Genomic DNA, 18,573 nt, shown 5'->3' with positions numbered 1-18,573 from the left:
CGGCTAAGGTTCCGCCGTGCGTGATTTCGGGGCCGGTTTCGGATATCTCCTCGCGGGACTGCGATGGATGGCGCGGCATCGTCGCGACTACGGGCTCGGGCTGGTGCCGGGACTGGTCACCCTGGTGCTCTATGCCGCGGCGCTGACGGCGTTGGCGTGGTGGGGAACCGACCTGGTCACCGCCGCGACGCCGTTCGCGGACGGCTGGTCGAGCCCGTGGCTCGGACTGTTTCGCGGGCTGTTGACCGTGGTCGTGTTCTGCCTGGCCATGCTGGGTGCGGTGCTGGCGTTCACGGCGGTGACGCTGCTGATCGGGCAGCCCTTCTACGAGACGCTCTCGGAACGGGTGGACCGGTCGGTGTCCCCCGACGGCACCGCACCCGAGTCCGGGCGATCGCTGTGGACCGAGCTGTGGATCTCGGCGCGCGACAGCCTGCGAATCCTGGTGCGGGTGGCGCTGTGCGGGATTGTGCTGTTCGCGCTGGGTTTCGTTCCGGTGGTGGGGCAGACGGTGATTCCGGTGATCGGCGCGCTGGTCACCGGTTTCTTCCTCAGCCACGAACTGACCTCGGTGGCGTTGCAGCGGCGCTCGATCGACCTGCGGGAGCGGCTGGCGTTGCTGCGGTCCCGCAAGGGCCTGGCATGGGGTTTCGGCGCGCCGCTGGGATTGGCGTTTCTGGTGCCGTTCGTCGCGGTGTTCCTCATGCCGGGCGCGGTCGCGGGAGCCACACTCATGGCGCGCGAGCTGGTAGGGGAGCCGGTGGTGCGGCCCACGCCGCGGGTGTGAGTCCGCCCTGCGTGTCGGCAACCTTTCGGCGAACTCTCGTCGGATAATCCGAGGGGTGGAGCTGAGTCGAAGAACGCTGTTGGCGGTCGCGGCGGGAGTGCCGTTGCAGGCGTTGCTGTTCGGGCGCGCCACGGCGGCGCCGACCACGCCGCCCGCCCCGACGCTGCGGTACACCATGACGGCGTTCACCAATGGCAGCGAAACCGATCTCCACGTCTACGAATCCAGCGATGCCACCACTTTCCGGGAGGTGGCCGGGGCCGCGTACACGCCGCCGACCGGGCTGCTGCGGGATCCGAGCCTGATCCGGCATCGCGACGGCCGCTACTACATCACGTACACGACGGGGTGGGAGGGCCACACCATCGGTTTCGCTCGCAGCGACGACCGGATCACCTGGACGCACCTCTACGACTACGAGGTGAAGGTGCCGGGCGTGACCTCCACCTGGGCTCCGGAATGGTTCGTCGACCGCAACGGGGAGATCAGCGTGCTGGTCTCGCTGTCCGACGGTTACCGTTTCACCCCGCACCTCATGACGGCCACGGACGCCGAATTGCGTTCGTGGACACCGCTGTCGCCGATGGTCGGGCTGGAACCCGCCGACGACGTCACCTACGGCCACATCGACACCACCGTGGTGCTCGCGGGCGGCAAGTACTACGCGTTCACCAAGAACGAGTCCACCAAGTACATCGAACTCGCGGTCGCCGAGGCGATCGACGGCCGGTATTCCTTTCTGCGAACCGATGATTGGGCCGGCTGGGGCGCTCCCCGCGAGGGCCCGTCGGTGATCCGGCTGCCCGGCGGCGGCTGGCGCATCTTCTTCGACGCCTACGAGGATGGCGCCTACCTCTACAGCGACAGCCACGACGACTTCCGTACCTGGACCACACCGGTCGAACTGCCCGGATTGTCCGGCACCGTCCGGCATTTCACGGTGCTGGCCGAAGCCGCCGGCCGGCACGATCAGGCGATCGCGCAGCCGACGACGGCCGCCGCCGCGGAGAATTGATCGGTGGTCTCGGAGGTGTTGATGCTCAGCGTCGCCGCGGTCCCGCGCGGCGTGGCCACGGCCAGGGTGGTGAATCCGGGTATGGTGCCCGCATGCCCCCAGACGTCCTTCGCGTCCTTCCCGTCCGGACCGCACGGCAGATGCAGCCGGATCAGGCCCAGCCCGTAGTTCATCTCCCCGGAGGGTTCCATCGGCACCGTCTGTTCCATCTGGCCGAGTTGCGCTGGCGCAAGCAGCTTTCCGGACACCAGGGCGGCGAAGAACCGGTTCAGGTCCGCGCCGGTGGAGATCATCGCACCGGCCGCGCCCGCCCACGCCACCTCGGTGTCGGTGGCGTCGACCCAGTTGCCGTCGACCTTGCGATAACCCAGCGGATGCGGATCCCGGATGCTCGTGTCCCCGGCCACGGGGAAGTAGGTGTCGTGCAGCGCAAGGGGTTCGAGAATGCGGCCGGCGATCGCGTCGGCGAGCGTCCGCCCGGTGAGCCGCTCGATCAGCATGCCCAGCAGCACATAATTGGTGTTCGTGTACTCGAATCGCGCGCCCGGTTCGAACTGCGGCGGCATGCTCATGGCGATCCCCACCACCTCGGCCGCCCCGAGATCCCGGTACGCCTTCCCATCACCGGTCTGATCCAGCTGCTGCGGCAGCTTCCGCGAGGGATCCTCGGGCGCGAAGTCCGCCAGCCCGCTGGTGTGCTGCAACAACTGCCGCACACTGATCCGCTCCCCGTCGTTCCCGTTCCCCCGCACCACCCCCGGCAGATACCGCGCGATCGGCGCATCCAACTCCACCGCCCCCTCGGCCACCAACTGCAACACCACCGTCGCCACGAAACTCTTGGTCACACTCCCGATCCGGAAATGCGCCCCCTCCGCATAAGGCACCCCACCGGCCAAATCCCCCACCCCCGCGCTCACCACCCGCCGCCCCTCCGCCCCATCCAAAACCACCTGCGCCCCAGGCATCCCCGACCGCACCGCCGCCGCCACCGCATCCGACACCCGCCCCACCGTCCCCCCATCCGCCACCTGCCCCACCGTCCCCGCGCCGCCGTCCGCCGAACCGCTCTCCGCCGCGCCACCCCCACGACACCCGGCCACCGCCACCGCCACCACCGCGACCAAGAGCCCACACCGAACCCGAATCCCATCAGCACCCATACCCCCACGCTAGAGACGATCCCCACCCCCGCCCATCCGGCAACCCCCCGAATCCCCCTCCCCCCAAAGTCGTACGTGCCACCCCCACCACGCCGCCCGACCACGCGATTTGCCATCCCACCGGGTACACACGCTAAAGTTCTCTCACCGCAAGGTTCTATAGCTCAGCGGGAGAGCACTCGCTTCACACGCGAGGGGTCGCTGGTTCGATCCCAGCTAGAACCACAGAACGGCCCAATGCCCGAACCGAGTCCGCGGATTCGGTTCGGGCATTGCGCTATCCGCCCAGGTTGCGGTTGCCGTCGCTCGACCAGTAGCAGGTGTTGTATCCGCTGGCGGGGAAACCGATCACCTGTAGGTTCGGATTGGCGTGGCCCAAACCGGGGCGGTTGAGTTCGAGGTAGAAGCCCGAGGCGCCGGGGTGGGGGCCGGTGCCCCATAGGTAGCCCTGGTTGTTGCCGGGGCCGCGGTAGACGCAGAGGTTTCCGTCGCTTTGCAGGTCGGCGAAGGCCGGGCTGACGGTCGGGTCGGTGGTCAGATATTGCCCTGGTGTCATCACGCGGTTCGTATCGAGTGATCTGCCGATGTTCGTGTTCTCGCGCAGGGGATGAACGAGCGGGCTCGCCGCGGCATGGCCGGCGATGGCGAACGGGATCAAAACCAGCGCAGACAGAAAGAATCTGGGCTTGTGCATCAGGACCTCGCGATACGTGAAGAGTGGCGGATATATTCGCACGCTCAATATGGAAAATCCTGTGTTTCAACTACTTTGGGTGAAGTGCGTGGTCCGGGACCGAGTCTTTCGCTTTGAAATCCTGCAAGACGCGGCGAGGGTGTGGGGGCAATCGTGGTGAGGGGCAAGGTCATTGGGGGAGTGTTCTTGCATCTGTAAGTGCAGCGCGCCTAGGATTTCATGATGGGGAGGAATTTTGGCGACGGTGAGACCGGGGCGCGCGGTCTATTCGTGGCGCGGCTCGCCGAATTGTGGGCGGCTGCGGGCAATCCGACGTTGGAGCGGGTGGCGGGGGCGGCGGGGGCTCGGATTCGCGGGACTCGGGCTCGGGGGGCCGCGGGGGGAGTCGCGGTGCAGCGGATCAGTGATTGGCGGGCGGGGCGGAATGTGCCGGCGCGGTTCGAGTCGCTGGTGCCGGTGTTGTTGACGTTGATCGAGGCGGCGGGCGGGGCGGCGGAGGTTCCGCGTCGGTTGTCCGATCTCGGGGCCTGGCATCGGTTGTGGAAAGCCGCTCGCGGAGAAGTGGATTCGAGCAGGGTCGGGTGTTTGCCGGAGGCCACGGCCACGTTGATTCGCGCCTTCGAATGCCTGCTGATCCCGGAACTGTTGCAGACCGAGGATTATGCGCGCGCGGTTGTCACGCTCGGGTATTGGACGCGGTCGGAGCGGCTGCGTCGGGTCGAGCTGCACCGTAGATGTCGCGACATTCTGGCGCCCCGGGGCGGTCCCACGGTGTGGGCGGTCCTGGACGAAGCGGTGTTGCGGCGGCCGGTCGGCGGCGCTCAGGTGCTGCGCGCGCAACTCGAGCATCTGGTGGAGATGTCGAGTTGGCCGAATGTGGTCATTCAGGTCCTGCCCTTCGGCGCCAGCGGCCACACACCGGTCGGTACGTCGTTCACGCTGCTGCGATTCGCCGGACGCGCCCTGCCCGACATCGTGTACCTGCACCAGCTCAACGGGACGGCCTACCTGAATCGGCCCGCCGAACTCGATCTCTACCGGCGAGCCATGGATTGCCTTGCCACGCAGGCCGACTCGCAGGATCGCTCCCGTGCGCGGCTGATGGCCGCGGCGGCCGGGCTGTGACCGGGACCCTCGGCGGGCGGGGCAGGATGCTGATCGGGTACCACGCCCGCCGAGGGGGACTGCCGTACAGCTCGACCCCGGTTGCAGGCCGGAGTCGTCGTGGCCGCCAGGGCAAGCGACCAACGCGAATCAGGCTATGTCGTGTCCGGGCCGACGCCCTGGATCGGCCGCGGCCATCCTGGTGCGGAATTCGGCCACCCACGCGGTCGTGCGTAGCGACGCACGGGCCGACACGCCCGGCTCCGCTGTGTGTTAGCTGAAAACTTGCCGAATCAGGGTGCAGTGGCGCGCAGATGCGCCATCATTTCCCGCATGCTCGACGACTCCTGGTGTGTCCGTTCGATACACAGCGCCGCGACGCTGGTCGACTTCGCCGTTAGCCGGTCGATGACCGTTGCCGCGGCCCTGGCCGAGACGGGGCTGACCGCGGCCGATCTGGAGGACACGGATCGCGAGATCGAGGTCGGCCAGGAGTTCCGGATCATCGAGAATATCCTCGATACCACCGGCGACGAGCCGGGAATGGGTCTGCTGGCAGGGTTTTCGGTGCATCTGCCGATGCTCGGACCCCTCGGCATCGCCCTCGGCAGTTGCGCCACCGTGCGCGAGATGGCCGAACTGTGGGCCCGCTACGCCGAACTGTCGTTCGCGTACTGCCGCGTCGACATCGCCGACGCGGGCGATCGGGTGCTGGTCGGCCTCGAGCCCGGCGCGCTGCCGGAACGCCTGCGCCGCTTCGCCCTCGAACACGACCTGGCCGTGCTGCGCACCGTGCAACGCGAACTGCTGAACTGGGATGTGCTGGTGCACCGGTTGGAGGTGGCGCTGCCCTACGCGTCGGTCTACGAGGCGGTCGGGGTGCTATTGGGCATCGCGGCCATCGACTTCGACCGCCCGGCCAGCACCCTGTTCCTCGACGCCGCCGACCTGCAACGCCCGATGCCGCAGGCGAATTCGATCCTGCGCAGACAATACGAGCGGCAGTGCGCGGACATCGTCGAGCGCCGCCGCGCCCGCATCGGCCTGGCCGGCCGGGTCCGGGCGCTGCTGCTGCGCCGCGACCGCGGCGTCGATCAGGCGACCGTCGCCGCCGACCTGCACATGAGCGTGCGCACGCTGCGCCGCCGACTCGCCCAGGAGGGCACCAGCTTTCGCGAGCTGTCCGGCGAGACCACCGTGCTGCTCGCCGAGGAACTGCTGGCCACCGGCTACACCGTCGACGCGGTCGCCGCCCGCCTCGGCTACACCAGCGTCTCCGCCTTCGCGACGGCCTTCCGCGACTGGAAAGGCCAAACGCCCGGCCAATTCGCCCAAAGCAGACGCCGGCACTACTGAGGTACGCGGCCCCGGATCGGATCGCGCCCCATTCTCACGACACCGGTGTGCCGAGCCGCGCCCGGCGCAGGGCCCGCAATTCGTCCGCGCGCGGATCGGCGACGTCATGCGAGTGCGGCGCGTCGAAGACATGGACGGTGCGAGTCGCGGGATCGAAGCGCGACCAGCCGGGATCGCCCTGCGTCGCGAACCGCACCCACGCGCGATGAACCTCGTCGGCGAGCGGCTGCGGCGGGGTGGGACCGGTGAGCGCCGGCGCGGCGTCGAGCCGGTCGAAGACGAAGGGAATCTCCATCACATGGCAGGCGCCGAGATCGGGCACCGGTGTACGCCAGGCGAATTCGTAGACGAACGCCGGATTCCCGGCGGTCGCGGTGGCCTCGGCGATACGCATGACGTCGTCGCGGAAGACCAGATCGGTGACGACGGCCGCGAACACGTCCGCGGGGGTGGCGCCCGGACGGTGCGCGGCATAGCAGTCCGCGACGGCAGGACCCACACCGTACCGGCCGAGGAACTGCGGCAGGGTGTGCTCGGTGATCGCGGCCGCCAGACCGACCGGGAAGGTGAAGAAACGGAACTCCTCCGCCGTCCAGCCGGTGAGCAGCGGAACGGTCAGATCCGGTTGAGTCACAAGGACATCGGTCGGGCGCTCGGGCACGATATCGCCGTCGATCACCGGGAAGAAGCTCATGATGCCCAGCCCGTTGGTGATGATCGAGGCGCCCCAGCGGGCGGGATCCGGGTCGGTCATGAGCGCCAACGCCACCGCGTCCTGCGCCGTGCGCAGCGCCTCCGGCCCGAGCGCGCCGAACGCCGCGACGGTCGGCTCGATGCCGAGCACCTGCGCCAGCTGCCCCGCCACCTTGCCGGCGTCCTCGGCCGTGGCGACCCCGGAACCGTTGGCGCTCTGCGCGATCGCGCGCCGGAACAACCCGCGCGCTCGCGGCGACGCCAGCAGCGCCACCACGCTCATTCCCCCGGCCGACTCCCCGAAGACGGTGACATTGCCGGGATCGCCGCCGAAGGCCGTGATGTTCTCCTGCACCCACTCCAACGCGAAGATCTGGTCGCGCAGCCCGCGATTCGATGCCGAACCCGGGACGGCCGCGAACCCGGACACCCCGAGCCGGTAGTTGATCGACACCATCACCACGCCATCGCGCGCGAAGGAGCTGCCGTCGTAGATGGCGCGCGCGTTCGATCCGCGCACGAACGCGCCGCCGTGAATCCACACCAGCACCGGCAGCCCGGAACCGCCCTGCTCGGGCGTCCACACATTGACATTGAGGTAGTCGTCGCCGGGAATGCCGTCACTGCCCAGCAGCGCGTGGATCGGCGGCGGATACGGCGACTGCACGCAGGTGGGCCCGAACTCCAGCGCGTCGCGCACCCCGGACCATTCGGCGACCGGCCGCGGCGCCTCGAATCGCGCCGGCCCGACCGGCGCTGCCGCGTACGGGATTCCGAGGAAGCGGGTAACTCCGCGGTCGCTCGTTCCCCGAACCTTGCCGCCGCTGACGGATACGATCTCTGCCATCTCAACTCCTTCGCCGCCACCAACTATCGCCTAGTGGCCGCCGTGTGGAGTCGATTCCGTCCGAAGTGAGCGGCTCGCCGCCGGGTGCGCACGCGACCTGGACGGCCGAGCCGAATGGTGCTGTTGCAGGTGCAATTTCATTCGTCGCTTGCAAATGTCGTTGTCGAGGACTTCCCGTGCCTGCGATCCGACCTGGCGTGCCAGAAAGCGCTTCCGGTGCAGAAATTCTCCGCGTGTGACATGACACTTGTGGGGCGCGGTCCGGGAGTCCAGATGATCCCGGACCGTTGTCCATTCCGCCGGGAATCCGCCGAGGGGTCGGATATCGGCGTCACCTGTTCGCGTATGGAGGCGAGACCACACATGACGGCATCCGACGAGGAGCAACAGATCAGCGAGCTCGTCATACGGCTGACCGACAAATTCCCCCACCTCACGGCGCAGAGCGTCGACGAGGAAGTCCGCGGGATTCACCGCGAATTCGACGGTCATCGAGTCCGGGAATTCATCCCGCTGCTGGTGGAGAGAATCGCCGAACGGCAGTTGAGCAGAAGAGTCTCCTATCGGGATACGCCGCCGATAGGCTTCGCGCCGGCGTGGCGGAATTCCGCGTCGCCCGCTTATCTCTGACCGCGGCCCGAAAACGCGGAAATGGCCGGTCCATCCGTGGATGGACCGGCCATTGTGGTCCGCGTGGGCCTCCGATCAGTGATGCTGGAGTTTCCGCTTCGCGTCCTTGCTCATCTCCTTCATGTCCGCTCGACCCTGCTGGGCGTCCTTCTTCATCCCGGCGCCGAGCCGGTCCCTATCGCGCCTGGCCTCATCGGCCATTCGGTCCATGTCGTTTTCCATCCGCTGACCTTGGTCTTTCATGCCCTGCTTGACCTTGTCGGCCATCTGGCCGGGTTTTCGGCCGTGCTTGCCAGACATTCCAGCCTCCGCATCGGTAGGTCCATGTCCGAACTGCGAGATAGGACGCGCGATGACATCGCGTCCGTCGAATCTTCCAGCGCTGTCGCGCCGCCGCGGTGCGGCGATCGCCGACAACCGAATCCGCTCAGCAATTGTCGAGCCAACACAAGAGCCTGCGCCTAGTGGCCACCGCTGTCAATGGTCGATCCGGTTTCACCCGATGGAACCGGCCCTTTTCGCACGCTCGCGCGCGCATTAGTTGTCGAAATGCGATTCGACGAGGAGTGAGGGCGCGGCGAGTACCCATCCCGCGCTTCAACGACGACATCACCCGCGCCCAGGAAGCGAAGAGCCGGAATCGTACCGACCTTCCCGAATCGGATGTGGCCGTCGTACCGGAGTGGGATCGTCGAGGGGAGGTGGCCCGGCAGGACGCCGGGCGGCGCGGGAGGTTTTTCATGAAAACGATTCGGCGGCAACAGGTTGCGGGCAAGGCGGTGGCGATCACCGGCGGGGCCCGGGGAATTGGGCTGGCCACGGCGCGGGCGGCCCGGGATCGTGGTGCGCGGGTGGTGATCGGGGATCTGGATCCGGTGGCGGCCGAGAAGGCCGGGGCGGACCTCGGCATTGCCGCGCTGCCCTTGGACGTGACCGATCGCGGTTCGTTCGCGGGCTTCCTCGACGCGGCCGAGGACCTGGTCGGGCCCGTCGATGTGCTGGTCAACAATGCCGGCATCATGCCGCTCGGGCGGGTCGAAACCGTCGGTGACACGGAGGCGACGCGCTGTATCGACGTCAATCTGCACGGTGTCATGCTGGGCACCAAAATCGCACTGCTGCGGATGATCCCGCGCGGCCACGGCCAGATCATCAATATCGCCTCCATCGCCGGCGTGACACCCGCGCCCGGCATGGCGCTCTACAACGCCAGCAAGGCAGCCGTGCTCGCGTTCACCGATGCCACCCGCCTGGAGGTGCGTGATCGAGGCATTCAGGTCGGCGCCATGCTCCCGTCGTTCACCAATACCGAGTTGATCTCCGGCACCCGGACCCCCAAGGGCCAGCGCGCCCTGGAACCCGACGAGGTGGCCGCCGGCGTGATCGCCATGATCGAACGCCCGTCCCCGCGCCGCACCGTGCCCCGCTCCCTCGGCGTCAGCATGCGTTTGGCCGCCCTGTATCCGGACCGTCTCACCCGCGCCCTCTATCACCTGCTCGATGTCGACACCGTCTTCCTCGACTACGACCACAGTGCTCGGGCCGCCTACGCCGCCCGCATCCACGACGGGTCGGCAGCGGCGGGGGAGTGATCGGTCTCTTCAGCGAACCACCCGGTCCGTCTTAAGCGGCCCTGCGTACTGTCGGCGCACGGTGAGGGGAGGGTGTAGTGACCGAGACGACGGTGGCGGAGCCGAAATCCGCGGCATCGAACCCGGATGAGCCGGTGCCGGATTCGACGCCGAGTGGACCGGACGAGCGCTGGCACGTGGCGACCCGGATCGGTTTCCGTTTCGCAACGAGCTATTTCGGTCTGTTCGGACTCGTCGGTGTGATCGGCCTGACGCCGATCCTGCTGGCCGGACTGGGCATCGACACGGGCTGGGCCTCGGTGCACAGGATGCTGGGCCTGGCTCGCCCACCCATCCAATGGACCGCCACCCACCTCCTGGGATTGCGCGTGACCAGCACCCAGGTCGGCAGCGACAGCGGATTCCAATGGACCGCACTGTTTCTCGTGCTCGTGATCGCTCTGATCGCGACGGTGATCTGGTCACTGCTCGATCGCCGCAGGCCCTGCTATCCGCGACTGTTCGCCTGGACCCAGGTCGGCTTCCGGTTCGTGCTGGCCATCGCCATGTTCTATTTCGGCATGGCGAAGGCGATCCCGACGCAGATGCCGTTCGTCTTGAACCGGCTGGTCGAGCCGTACGGGAACTTCAGCCCCGAGGGCGTGCTGTGGTCGCAGGTCAGTGTGTCGCAACCCTACGAGATCGCCTTGGGCGTAGCGGAATTGCTGGCCGGGGTGCTATTGGTGATCCCGCGCACCGCGACGGCGGGCGCGCTGCTGTGCGCGGTGGACATGACACAGGTCTTCCTGCTGAACATGACCTACGACATCCGGTTGAAGACGGTCTCGTCACAGTTCCTGCTGCTGAGCCTGTTTCTGCTGGCGCCGCACGCGCGCCGGCTGTTCACAGTGCTGTGCTCCGACCGCGTCGCGCCCGCCCGCCGCCCGGCGCCCCTGTTCACCTCCGCGCGCGCCAACCGGATCGCTCTGGTCGCCCAGTTGGTGACGGGTCTGCTCCTGCTCGCGGTGACCGGCGTGCAGAACTGGCGGCAGTGGCAGCACCCGGCCCCGGAGTTGTACGGGATCTACGAGATCGACCATTTCTCCTCGGAGGGCTACGCCCGCGATCCCCTGCTCACCGACGAATTGCGTTGGCGGCGAGTCGTGGTCGACCGCCCCTTCCATGTCACGGATCCGGTGGTGCTCACCATCCAGCACATGGACGATTCCTTCGAGATCTACGGTGGCAGCATCGATCCGGCGCGCCACCTCATCGACCTGCACCACCGCATCGCGCTGGGCACCTACGCCGAAACCCCCGTCCGTGTCCGCCTCACCTACTGGTGGCCGGGTCCCGGTCTGCTGGTCATCGACGCCGACGACTATGCCGGGCACCGCATCCACGCCTACTTCAAGAAACTCGATCCCCAGGCATTCCCGTTGCTGGAGCGCGGATTCAGCTGGGTGCAGGAACAGCCCTACAACCGGTGAACCGGGTCAGTCGCGGCTGCGGAGTCCGGCGATGGTGACCGCGACCATGCGCTCGGTCGCCTCCGGGGTGGTGGATTCGCAGGCGATGCCGATGCCGTGGGCCAGGCGCAACAGATCGGCGGCTTCGATATCGGGGCGGATGGCGTCCACGGCGCGGGCGGCGTCGAGCAGTTGCGCCGCCGCCGCGGTGATGACGGTGCGGCACAGCTGAAAGGTCGGCGTATTGCGATCCATGCCGGCCTTGAGGGTGGTGGCGAGCACCCGGTTCAGACGCACCCAGGCCACGTGCTCGCGCAGCCAATACTCGAAAGCCGTTTCGGGGGAATGGGTTTCGAGCAGGACGCCGGCACGGGCGCTGAGCGCCTCGATATTGGACCGGTAGACGGCCTCGATGAGGACCTCACGACTCGGGAAATGCCGGTACAGCGTGCCGATTCCGACGCCCGCGCGGCGCGCGATCTCCTCGAGCGCCGCGTCGGGCCCGAGTTCGGTGAACGCCTGCTGGGCGGTGGACACGATCCGCTCGTAGTTCCGGCGCGCGTCGGCGCGCATCGGCTTTCCGGTCGACGGTGCTTCCACGAACCCTCCACTAGAAAACGGATGGACCCTCCGGATAGGCTTGCGTAATCGGAGGAACCCTCCATATGATAGCTCCATAGGAAACGGAGGCTACCTCCGTTTGATTCCATCCATCGGAGCATCCCCTTGTCGACCTCACCGTCCCTGCATGACGCTGCCTCGAGCACCGCCGTCGCCGTCGCCGACACCCGCGCCCCGGCGCGTCGGCTTCGGTCCGGCATCGTGCTGGCCACCCTGCTGACCTGCCAATTGATGATCGTCCTCGATATCACCGTGATGAACGTGGCGCTGCCGCGCATCCAGACCGACCTGCACTTCAGCCCGACCGGATTGTCGTGGGTGATGAACTCCTACAGCGTCGTCTTCGGCGGCCTGCTGCTGCTCGGCGGCCGCGCCGGCGACCTGTTCGGCCGCCGCGCGCTGTTCATCGCCGGCGCCGCCCTGTTCACCGCCGCCTCGCTGGCCGGGGGCTTGGCCCCGACCGCCGGCTGGCTGCTGGCCGCGCGGGTGGTTCAGGGCATCGGCGGCGCCATGGCCGCCCCCAATACCCTTGCCCTGCTGACCACCTCGTTCCCCGACCCCAAGGCCCGGATGCGGGTGCTGGCCTGGTTCTCCGGCATGTCGAGCGCGGGCTTCGCCATCGGCCTGATCGTCGGCGGCCTGCTGACCGAATGGCTGAGCTGGCGCTCGGTGCTGTTCATCAACGTGCCGTTCGGCCTGGTGGTCGTGGTGCTGGCGGTGCTGAATCTGCCTGCCGCGCAACGGGAACCAGCGCATCTGGACCTGCCCGGCGCCGTCACCGCCACCACCGGCGTGGCCACGCTGGCCTACGGCTTCATCAGCGCCGCCTCGCACGGCTGGGGCGACCCGGTCACCGATATCACCCTGGCGATCGGTGCGGGTCTGCTGGCCGCGTTCCTGGTCATCGAATCCCGTACCGCCCAACCGCTGCTGCCGCTGCGGCTGTTCACCGACCGCAATCGCGCCGCCGCCTACACCAATATCTTCCTGGTGCCGATGGCCGGCATGTCGATGTTCTTCTTCCTGACCCAGTTCCTGCAGGACGTGCTCGGATTGAGCGCGCTGGCAACGGGTTTCGCCTTCCTGCCGACCGCCGTGCTGATGTTCACCATGATCCGGCTGATCCCGCGGCTGCTGCCGCGCTTCGGCCCCCAACCGGTGACCATGACCGGCGCGGTGGCGATGACGGCCGGACTGATCCTGCTCACCACGCTGACCGCGCACAGCGGCTACTTCCCGGTCCTGTTCGCGGCCATGCTGCTGCTGGGTTGCGGGATCGGGCTGTCGGTCTCGCCGCTGAACGTGATCATCATGTCGAATGTCGAACCGCACGAGGCGGGCGCGGCCGGCGGCGCGCTGCAGACCCTGCAGCAGACCGGGGCCTCGCTGGGTCTGGCGATTCTGGTTACCGTGTTCGGCACGGCGGCGCGGGACGCGGGTGGCACCGCCCAGCACGCCCTGGTCGGCGGGATGACGGTCGCGTTCGCGGTGGCGGCGGGCATCGCGGCGCTGGCGTTCGTGGTGGCGCTGACCTTCCGCACGCGCCAGCGGTAGGCGCGAGTGTCGATTCCCGGCGCACCCGCCCTCCTGTGGCAGCATTGCCAATTGGTTGCTAGTTCTGGACCTTTCGGACGGCAACCGAAGGGAGCCGCCGGCATGACACACCGAACCACCACTGCGCGAGACACCGCGCGAGTCGAGATTCCGACCTTCGGCCGCGCCCTGCGGCGGCTGCGCGACGATCGCGGCGTCTCCCGCGAACAGCTGGCCTACACCGCCGGCGTGAGCGCCAGCTATGTCACCCATCTGGAGAAGGGCGACCGCGACCGGCCCGCCCGTCCCGTGGTCGAGGCGCTGCTGCGCTGCCTCGACCGCATCCGGGCCATCTCGGCCGCCGAGCGGCGGCACGTCTTCGACCTCGCGGGACTGTCGCTGCCGGGTGAGCCGACCGTGCCGAATCTGCGCGCCGCCATCACCGGCGAGCAGCGGCACGCCCTGCACCTGTTCCGCCCGCACCTGGCCGCCTATGTCGATCAATGCGGAAATGTGCTGGAGGCCAACGCCGAATGGGACGCGGCCCTGCCGGGCATTCGCCAGGACGCCAACCTGTTCCGCTGGATGTTCGGCAATGCCCTGGCCCGGCAGCATCAGGTGGACTGGGATACCGAGGCGCGCAAATACATTCGATGGCTGCGCGCCACCTACGGCCGCAATGCGGCGGATCCCGCCCTCACCGCGCTGGTGGACGAGCTGAGCGGATTCGCCGACTTCCGCCGCATCTGGTCCGAGGACGGCGTGGACTTCCCGCCCTCGGCGCGCGTGCAGCGCTTGCGCGACCCGGCGACCGGGCGGGTGCGCTGCTTCCAGATCCAAACCGCCGGACTGCACTGCACCGCGTTCCCGAACCACATCGCCGTCATACTCGGACTCGAAATCCGACGATCCGGACACGGGAGGCTGCCTTGAGCGACCACGAAGTGAAGATGATCATCCTGTCCACCGACGACCTGGACGAATCCATCCGGTTCTACAGCGAGACCCTGGGCATGCCGGTCAAATTCCGCGACGGCACCCATTTCGCGGCACTCGACGGCGGCCCGATCACCCTCGCGCTGGCCACCGCCGTCGACCATCCGATCCACGGGCAGGTCGTGGTCGGCATCAAGACCGCGGATGTGGACGCCGCGGCCAAGGCCGTCGAGGCCAGCGGCGGCGGCATCGTCACCGGGCCGTACGACGACGCGCACGAACGCCGTGCCGTGGTGTACGACAACAAGGGCAACGGCCTGGTCTTCTACAGTCCGCTGGCCCGCTGAGCGTCAACCGGGCAGGGTTCGCCGTCGTGCGGAGCGGACGTAGCGCAGACCGAGTTGCAGGGCGCGGGGATACAGCAGCAACTCGGCGGCCAGTCGGCGTGCGGTGTGCCGGTGTGAAGGGGTGGTGGTCCGGGCGGCGGTTGCCTCGCGGAATGCCATAGGGGCCAGCATAGGCAACCGCCTATAAGTAGCGGGAGAGTTGCCGTCACGATCCGGTTGCGGTGCGCGCCACCGTGACCAGACTGATCAGCGATTGCTGGCGCGGACCCGCACCGACCGGGGTTCGGCCCAGTCGCACCAGATAGTCGGTCAGCGCGACCCGCTCACCGGTCCAGCCGTGGGCGCCGAACCAGGCGGTGGTGTCGGTGCGCGGCTCGTTGTAGATCATGTTCACCCACTCCGAACCCGCGTCGTCGCCCTCGGACATGGCGGCGACCGCCTCGGCGGGCAGCGGATCCATCTGCTCGACGGCCACCCGGCTGCCCGGTGCGCTCAGCGCGGCGATCGCGGTGAACAGATCGTCCTGCGCGGCCGGGGTCAGGTAGATCAGCAGGCCCTCGACCAGCCACGCGGTCGGCGCCGACGGATCGAAACCGCTCTCGCGCAAGGCTTTCGGCCAGTCCTCGCGCAGATCCACCGCCACCTCGTGGCGGCGGGCTCCCGGCGTGAACCCGGCCGCGGCGAGGGTCTCGCGTTTGAACGCCAGGACCTGCGGCCGATCCAGCTCGTAGATGTCGGTGCCGTCCGGCCACGCCAGCCGGTACGCGCGGGCGTCGAGTCCCGCGGCCAGAATGACGATCTGCCGGATGCCCGCGGCCGTGGCCGACGCCAGGAAATCGTCGAAATAGCGGGTCCGCCCGATCTGATGCTGCTGGAACTGCGCGCCGAAATCCGGCGTCAGCAGCGGATGTTCGGGCGTGCGACCCTCGAGCAGATCGACCCACTCCGGGCCCGCCGCGCGCACGAAATGCTCCGCGAACGGGTCGCGCGCCGGCGCGTCGGGATCGCGCCCGCCCAGCGCCCGGGCCGCCGCGACGAACAGCGCGGTCGAGCCCACTCCGGTCTTGATGTCCCAGGAATCATTGTCGGTACGCATGATCGCCAACGTACCCAGCGCATCGGCGCAGGTCACCCGCTCGCCGCAGACGCGCGGAAATCCTCCACGAATCACTGGCCGCGGTGCATTTCGCGTCATCGGATCGCGCACGATGCGCGCGATCGCGCGGCGACGATCGCCTCGGCGACGTGTTGCTGCTGTCCGGTGGCGGCATCGTTCTCTGTGGAAACCGCTCGGCCACCGGGGTGTTCGTGGCCCTAGGCGGCGGGCCAGCCCGGGCTGGGATCGGTCGCCGGGCCCGGCACCTCCGGGTACGGTCGCGGCTCCGGCGGATACGGGTGCGGCGGTTGCGGTGTCGGGGTCGGGCCGCCCGGGTCCGGGGTCGGAATCGGTCCCGGCGGTTCGGGATACGGCTGCGGGGGATCGGGCAGCGGGGGCGCGGGGTTGGGTACCGGCGGGGTGGGGACGGGGTCCGGGGGTTGCACCGGCGGCACCGAGAACTCGGGATTCGTCATGGCAGTCACCTCCTGACGGCGGCATACCCTCATGATCGCGGCAGTAACGGCACGGGTGCGGCGGCAAACCCCGGATGTGGCACGGTAGTTGGCGTGAACGCGGCTTTCGACCTGCTCGGGGAGCACATCCTCTGGACCGACGCCCTCGGCAATCTGCTGTCGCTGGCGGTGGTGTGGCTGGCCATGCGCAAGACCGTATGGACCTGGCCGGTGCAGCTGGCTGGCGCGATCTTGCTGCTGGCCGCGTCGGTGCACGCGCACGTGCCGGGCAACGCGCTCAAACAGCTGCTGTTCATCGGGCTGGCCGGATACGGCTGGATGGCGTGGCGGCGCGGCACCGGCGGCCATCGGGATCTGCTGGTGCGACCGGCTTCCCGGCGCGAACGGCTGATCCTGCTGGCGGTGCTGGTGCTGGGCACGGCGGTGGTGGCCGAGGCGTTCGCGCACCTGTCGTGGCTGCACATCGCGTGGTCGCCGTGGGCTAATGCCTATGTCTTCGTCGGCAGCGCCATCGCGACCTTCGCCCAGAGTCGCGCGCTCACCGACTTCTGGATCATCTGGATGCTGGTCGATCTGGTCGGGGTGCCGCTGGCGGTGAAATCCGGGCTCTATGCCTCCGGCGCGGTGTACGGCGTCTTCTTCGTGCTGGTGACCGTGGGCTTCCTGCGCTGGCGTGGCGAATACCGGTCGCGGCGAGACCGGCTCGCGGCCACGCCCGCCTAGTTCGAGAGCAATTGGGTAGCAATCGAACTAATCGGGCGAATTGTCGCTGTTTCTCATGTCGTGGCGCGCCGACGCCACGGGATGATCGCGGTTTTTCGTGAACCTGTGGCAACCTTGCCGAGGTTTCAGCGAAGGTTCGATCGCGTATCGAGGAGCGGTGGATGGCGAAAATGGGGAAGATGGGCCGGCGCAAGCGGTCGCGGCTCATCACGCAGGGCCTGCTGACGTCCGGCAAGGAGAAGCGGGCCGACAAGCAGGTCTCGGAATCGAAGGAGCCGACGGCGGTCGCTCCGCGGGCGGCCAAGGCGGAGCCGAAGCCGGCGCCGGCGGCGCAGCCGGAACCGGTGGCCTCCGGTGATGCACCGGATCTGCAGGCGCTCGCCGATCGCGTCAAGGCGCGGCGGCGGGAAAACGGTTGGACCCAAGCCGATGTGGCCAAGAACGGCGGCCCGTCCACCGGCATGCTCAGCCAGATCGAACGCTGCCTGATGGACTCGCCCGCCGAGGAAGTGCTGGCCAAGCTCGACGCGGCGCTGGAATGGCCGGCGGGCACCGCGGGCAGCATTCTGCGCGGCACCGAACTGGTGGGCGCGAACTAGCCACCGAGTCGATGCGCGGGCCCCGGCCGAATCCCGGTCGGGGCCCGCGGTTTCGGGGTGCCGGCCGCTACGTGTGCGCCGCGCCGTCGATGCGGATCTCGGTGCCGCTGATGAAGCGCCCGTCGTCGGAGACCAGCATGGCGATCACGCCCGCCACGTTCTCCGGGCCGGCCAGTTCGGCCGGATTGTCCTGCGGCAGCACGGCGATCAGCCGCCCGAACAGCGACCAGTCGGCGTCCTGGGGCAGATAGCCGGGCGTGGCGTCGGTAATGCCCGATTTGATTCCGCCGGGGGCGACGCTCACCGCGCGCAGGCCCTGTTTGCCGTATTCCAGGGCCAGGACATGGGTCAGTGTCTGGATGCCGCCCTTGCTCGCCGAGTACGCCGCCATGTAGGGGTGAGCGAAATTCGCGGAGGTGGAACTGAAGTTGACCACCGTGCTGCGCGGATTGGCCAGCAGCGCGGGCAGCGCCTCCCGGATCACCAGGAAGGTGCCGGTGAGGTTGACATTGATGATCTGATTCCACAGCTCCAGCGACGTTTCGTGGGTGTGCGCCGCCCGCAGGATGCCAGCCGCGTTCACCACCGCGTCCAGCCCGCCGAGGGCCGCGATGGCGTCGCGTACCCCGGCGACCACGTCGGCTTCGACGCCGATGTTCATCTCGAGGACGGTCAGCCGGGAGTCGGCGCCCGCCTCGGCGGCCCGCTTGCGGGTCAGTTCCAGCCCTTCGGCGTTCACGTCCGCGCCGGCGACGACCGCGCCCTCCGACAGCAGGCGCAGAACGGTGGCCTGGCCGATGCCGGATCCGGCGCCGGTGACCAGAATGCGGCGTTGCTCGAGACGGTTCATGGATCACTTCCTGATCGGTGGAACTATTTACTGACACGATATGCCGTAAATGGCACTCCGCGC

The 18,573-nt window shown here is 68.3% G+C and carries 21 protein-coding genes and 1 tRNA gene; 13 read left to right on the top strand and 9 right to left on the bottom strand.

What is annotated here, in order from left to right:
- Positions 1–16 precede the first annotated feature (16 nt).
- Complete coding sequence (locus tag D7D52_RS26365; protein ID WP_120740561.1) at positions 17–787, top strand: EI24 domain-containing protein; 771 nt, start codon at positions 17–19, stop codon at positions 785–787.
- 55 nt (positions 788–842) lie between these two features.
- Complete coding sequence (locus tag D7D52_RS26360; RefSeq protein ID WP_187703041.1) at positions 843–1,802, top strand: glycoside hydrolase family 43 protein; 960 nt, start codon at positions 843–845, stop codon at positions 1,800–1,802.
- On the opposite strand, the gene D7D52_RS26355 is transcribed toward D7D52_RS26360, so the two are convergent.
- Positions 1,757–2,965: a serine hydrolase domain-containing protein gene (locus tag D7D52_RS26355; RefSeq protein WP_120740559.1), complete on the bottom strand. Its 1,209-nt coding sequence runs from the start codon at positions 2,963–2,965 to the stop codon at positions 1,757–1,759. The two genes, D7D52_RS26360 and D7D52_RS26355, sit on opposite strands and share 46 nt — an antisense overlap.
- Before the next feature lie 153 nt (positions 2,966–3,118).
- On the opposite strand from D7D52_RS26355, the gene D7D52_RS26350 reads away from it, so the two are divergent.
- Positions 3,119–3,190 (top strand) — tRNA-Val (locus tag D7D52_RS26350).
- Positions 3,191–3,242: 52 nt separating this feature from the next.
- On the opposite strand, the gene D7D52_RS26345 is transcribed toward D7D52_RS26350, so the two are convergent.
- On the bottom strand, positions 3,243–3,707 hold the full coding sequence (locus tag D7D52_RS26345; protein ID WP_162958551.1) for a hypothetical protein: 465 nt from the start codon (positions 3,705–3,707) through the stop codon (positions 3,243–3,245).
- Between the two features lie 342 nt (positions 3,708–4,049).
- Here D7D52_RS26345 and D7D52_RS26340 point away from each other — a divergent pair, with 342 nt between their 5' ends.
- Both D7D52_RS26340 and D7D52_RS26335 read left to right on the top strand, forming a co-directional pair.
- On the top strand, positions 4,050–4,784 hold the full coding sequence (locus tag D7D52_RS26340) for a DUF5753 domain-containing protein (protein ID WP_162958550.1): 735 nt from the start codon (positions 4,050–4,052) through the stop codon (positions 4,782–4,784).
- A 312-nt stretch (positions 4,785–5,096) separates the two neighbouring features.
- Positions 5,097–6,119 carry an AraC family transcriptional regulator gene (locus D7D52_RS26335; RefSeq protein WP_162958549.1) on the top strand — a complete coding sequence of 341 codons (1,023 nt, stop codon included), beginning with the start codon at positions 5,097–5,099 and terminating at the stop codon, positions 6,117–6,119.
- Positions 6,120–6,153: 34 nt separating this feature from the next.
- Here the strand turns inward: D7D52_RS26335 and D7D52_RS26330 are convergent, their stop codons facing one another.
- Positions 6,154–7,659: a carboxylesterase/lipase family protein gene (locus D7D52_RS26330; RefSeq protein WP_120740550.1), complete on the bottom strand. Its 1,506-nt coding sequence runs from the start codon at positions 7,657–7,659 to the stop codon at positions 6,154–6,156.
- A gap of 114 nt (positions 7,660–7,773) precedes the next feature.
- Here D7D52_RS26330 and D7D52_RS26325 point away from each other — a divergent pair, with 114 nt between their 5' ends.
- A complete protein-coding gene (locus tag D7D52_RS26325) occupies positions 7,774–8,289 on the top strand; it encodes a three-helix bundle dimerization domain-containing protein (protein WP_162958548.1) in 516 nt (171 codons plus the stop codon).
- A gap of 75 nt (positions 8,290–8,364) precedes the next feature.
- On the opposite strand, the gene D7D52_RS26320 is transcribed toward D7D52_RS26325, so the two are convergent.
- Positions 8,365–8,589: a hypothetical protein gene (locus D7D52_RS26320; protein WP_120740546.1), complete on the bottom strand. Its 225-nt coding sequence runs from the start codon at positions 8,587–8,589 to the stop codon at positions 8,365–8,367.
- A 440-nt stretch (positions 8,590–9,029) separates the two neighbouring features.
- Between D7D52_RS26320 and D7D52_RS26315 the strand changes: the two genes are divergently transcribed.
- Both D7D52_RS26315 and D7D52_RS26310 read left to right on the top strand, forming a co-directional pair.
- Positions 9,030–9,881 (top strand): SDR family oxidoreductase, encoded by an 852-nt coding sequence (locus D7D52_RS26315; protein WP_120744480.1) that lies wholly within the window; start codon positions 9,030–9,032, stop codon positions 9,879–9,881.
- A gap of 92 nt (positions 9,882–9,973) precedes the next feature.
- Positions 9,974–11,350 (top strand): DoxX family protein, encoded by a 1,377-nt coding sequence (locus D7D52_RS26310; protein WP_162958918.1) that lies wholly within the window; start codon positions 9,974–9,976, stop codon positions 11,348–11,350.
- A 6-nt stretch (positions 11,351–11,356) separates the two neighbouring features.
- Here D7D52_RS26310 and D7D52_RS26305 read toward each other — a convergent pair whose 3' ends face one another.
- Positions 11,357–11,929, bottom strand: a complete 573-nt coding sequence (locus tag D7D52_RS26305; RefSeq protein WP_246023301.1) for a TetR/AcrR family transcriptional regulator — start codon at positions 11,927–11,929, stop codon at positions 11,357–11,359.
- Positions 11,930–12,055: 126 nt separating this feature from the next.
- Here D7D52_RS26305 and D7D52_RS26300 point away from each other — a divergent pair, with 126 nt between their 5' ends.
- The 3 genes from D7D52_RS26300 (at position 12,056) to D7D52_RS26290 (ending at position 14,766) form a co-directional block, all read left to right on the top strand.
- Positions 12,056–13,504 (top strand): MFS transporter, encoded by a 1,449-nt coding sequence (locus D7D52_RS26300; protein ID WP_246023300.1) that lies wholly within the window; start codon positions 12,056–12,058, stop codon positions 13,502–13,504.
- Positions 13,505–13,606: 102 nt separating this feature from the next.
- Positions 13,607–14,416 carry an MmyB family transcriptional regulator gene (locus D7D52_RS26295; protein ID WP_120740542.1) on the top strand — a complete coding sequence of 270 codons (810 nt, stop codon included), beginning with the start codon at positions 13,607–13,609 and terminating at the stop codon, positions 14,414–14,416.
- Positions 14,413–14,766 (top strand): VOC family protein, encoded by a 354-nt coding sequence (locus D7D52_RS26290; RefSeq protein WP_120740540.1) that lies wholly within the window; start codon positions 14,413–14,415, stop codon positions 14,764–14,766. The genes D7D52_RS26295 and D7D52_RS26290 overlap by 4 nt, the downstream gene beginning before the upstream one ends.
- A 3-nt stretch (positions 14,767–14,769) precedes the next feature.
- On the opposite strand, the gene D7D52_RS38005 is transcribed toward D7D52_RS26290, so the two are convergent.
- From D7D52_RS38005 to D7D52_RS26280, 3 genes are all read right to left on the bottom strand, one after another.
- Positions 14,770–14,925: a hypothetical protein gene (locus D7D52_RS38005; RefSeq protein ID WP_162958547.1), complete on the bottom strand. Its 156-nt coding sequence runs from the start codon at positions 14,923–14,925 to the stop codon at positions 14,770–14,772.
- A gap of 46 nt (positions 14,926–14,971) precedes the next feature.
- The gene (locus D7D52_RS26285; RefSeq protein ID WP_120744477.1) at positions 14,972–15,862 is read right to left on the bottom strand and encodes a class I SAM-dependent methyltransferase; all 891 of its coding nucleotides are present in this window, start codon (positions 15,860–15,862) and stop codon (positions 14,972–14,974) included.
- Positions 15,863–16,080: 218 nt separating this feature from the next.
- Positions 16,081–16,338, bottom strand: a complete 258-nt coding sequence (locus D7D52_RS26280) for a hypothetical protein (protein WP_120740538.1) — start codon at positions 16,336–16,338, stop codon at positions 16,081–16,083.
- 93 nt (positions 16,339–16,431) lie between these two features.
- Here D7D52_RS26280 and D7D52_RS26275 point away from each other — a divergent pair, with 93 nt between their 5' ends.
- On the top strand, positions 16,432–17,061 hold the full coding sequence (locus tag D7D52_RS26275; RefSeq protein WP_120740536.1) for a nicotinamide mononucleotide transporter family protein: 630 nt from the start codon (positions 16,432–16,434) through the stop codon (positions 17,059–17,061).
- A 161-nt stretch (positions 17,062–17,222) separates the two neighbouring features.
- A complete protein-coding gene (locus tag D7D52_RS26270; RefSeq protein WP_120740534.1) occupies positions 17,223–17,660 on the top strand; it encodes a helix-turn-helix domain-containing protein in 438 nt (145 codons plus the stop codon).
- 67 nt (positions 17,661–17,727) lie between these two features.
- Here the strand turns inward: D7D52_RS26270 and D7D52_RS26265 are convergent, their stop codons facing one another.
- Positions 17,728–18,510 carry an SDR family NAD(P)-dependent oxidoreductase gene (locus D7D52_RS26265; protein ID WP_120740532.1) on the bottom strand — a complete coding sequence of 261 codons (783 nt, stop codon included), beginning with the start codon at positions 18,508–18,510 and terminating at the stop codon, positions 17,728–17,730.
- Positions 18,511–18,573 lie beyond the last annotated feature (63 nt).

It is taken from the genome of Nocardia yunnanensis, assembly GCF_003626895.1.
Taxonomy (GTDB): Bacteria; Actinomycetota; Actinomycetes; order Mycobacteriales; family Mycobacteriaceae; genus Nocardia; species Nocardia yunnanensis.
Note: the sequence above shows the minus strand (reverse complement) of the source record. Positions and strands in the feature narration are given on the sequence as shown.

Excerpts from the sequence above, each read along its gene's own strand:
- D7D52_RS26315 (WP_120744480.1), top strand. The coding sequence starts at position 9,030 with ATGAAAACGATTCGGCGGCAACAGGTTGCGGGCAAGGCGGTGGCGATC.
- D7D52_RS26325 (WP_162958548.1), top strand. The coding sequence starts at position 7,774 with ATGGTGCTGTTGCAGGTGCAATTTCATTCGTCGCTTGCAAATGTCGTT.
- D7D52_RS26355 (WP_120740559.1), bottom strand. The coding sequence starts at position 2,965 with ATGGGTGCTGATGGGATTCGGGTTCGGTGTGGGCTCTTGGTCGCGGTG.
- D7D52_RS26280 (WP_120740538.1), bottom strand. The coding sequence starts at position 16,338 with ATGACGAATCCCGAGTTCTCGGTGCCGCCGGTGCAACCCCCGGACCCC.
- D7D52_RS26330 (WP_120740550.1), bottom strand. The coding sequence starts at position 7,659 with ATGGCAGAGATCGTATCCGTCAGCGGCGGCAAGGTTCGGGGAACGAGC.
- D7D52_RS26295 (WP_120740542.1), top strand. The coding sequence starts at position 13,607 with ATGACACACCGAACCACCACTGCGCGAGACACCGCGCGAGTCGAGATT.
- D7D52_RS38005 (WP_162958547.1), bottom strand. The coding sequence starts at position 14,925 with ATGGCATTCCGCGAGGCAACCGCCGCCCGGACCACCACCCCTTCACAC.
- D7D52_RS26270 (WP_120740534.1), top strand. The coding sequence starts at position 17,223 with ATGGCGAAAATGGGGAAGATGGGCCGGCGCAAGCGGTCGCGGCTCATC.
- D7D52_RS26335 (WP_162958549.1), top strand. The coding sequence starts at position 5,097 with ATGCTCGACGACTCCTGGTGTGTCCGTTCGATACACAGCGCCGCGACG.
- D7D52_RS26265 (WP_120740532.1), bottom strand. The coding sequence starts at position 18,510 with ATGAACCGTCTCGAGCAACGCCGCATTCTGGTCACCGGCGCCGGATCC.
- D7D52_RS26320 (WP_120740546.1), bottom strand. The coding sequence starts at position 8,589 with ATGTCTGGCAAGCACGGCCGAAAACCCGGCCAGATGGCCGACAAGGTC.
- D7D52_RS26285 (WP_120744477.1), bottom strand. The coding sequence starts at position 15,862 with ATGCGTACCGACAATGATTCCTGGGACATCAAGACCGGAGTGGGCTCG.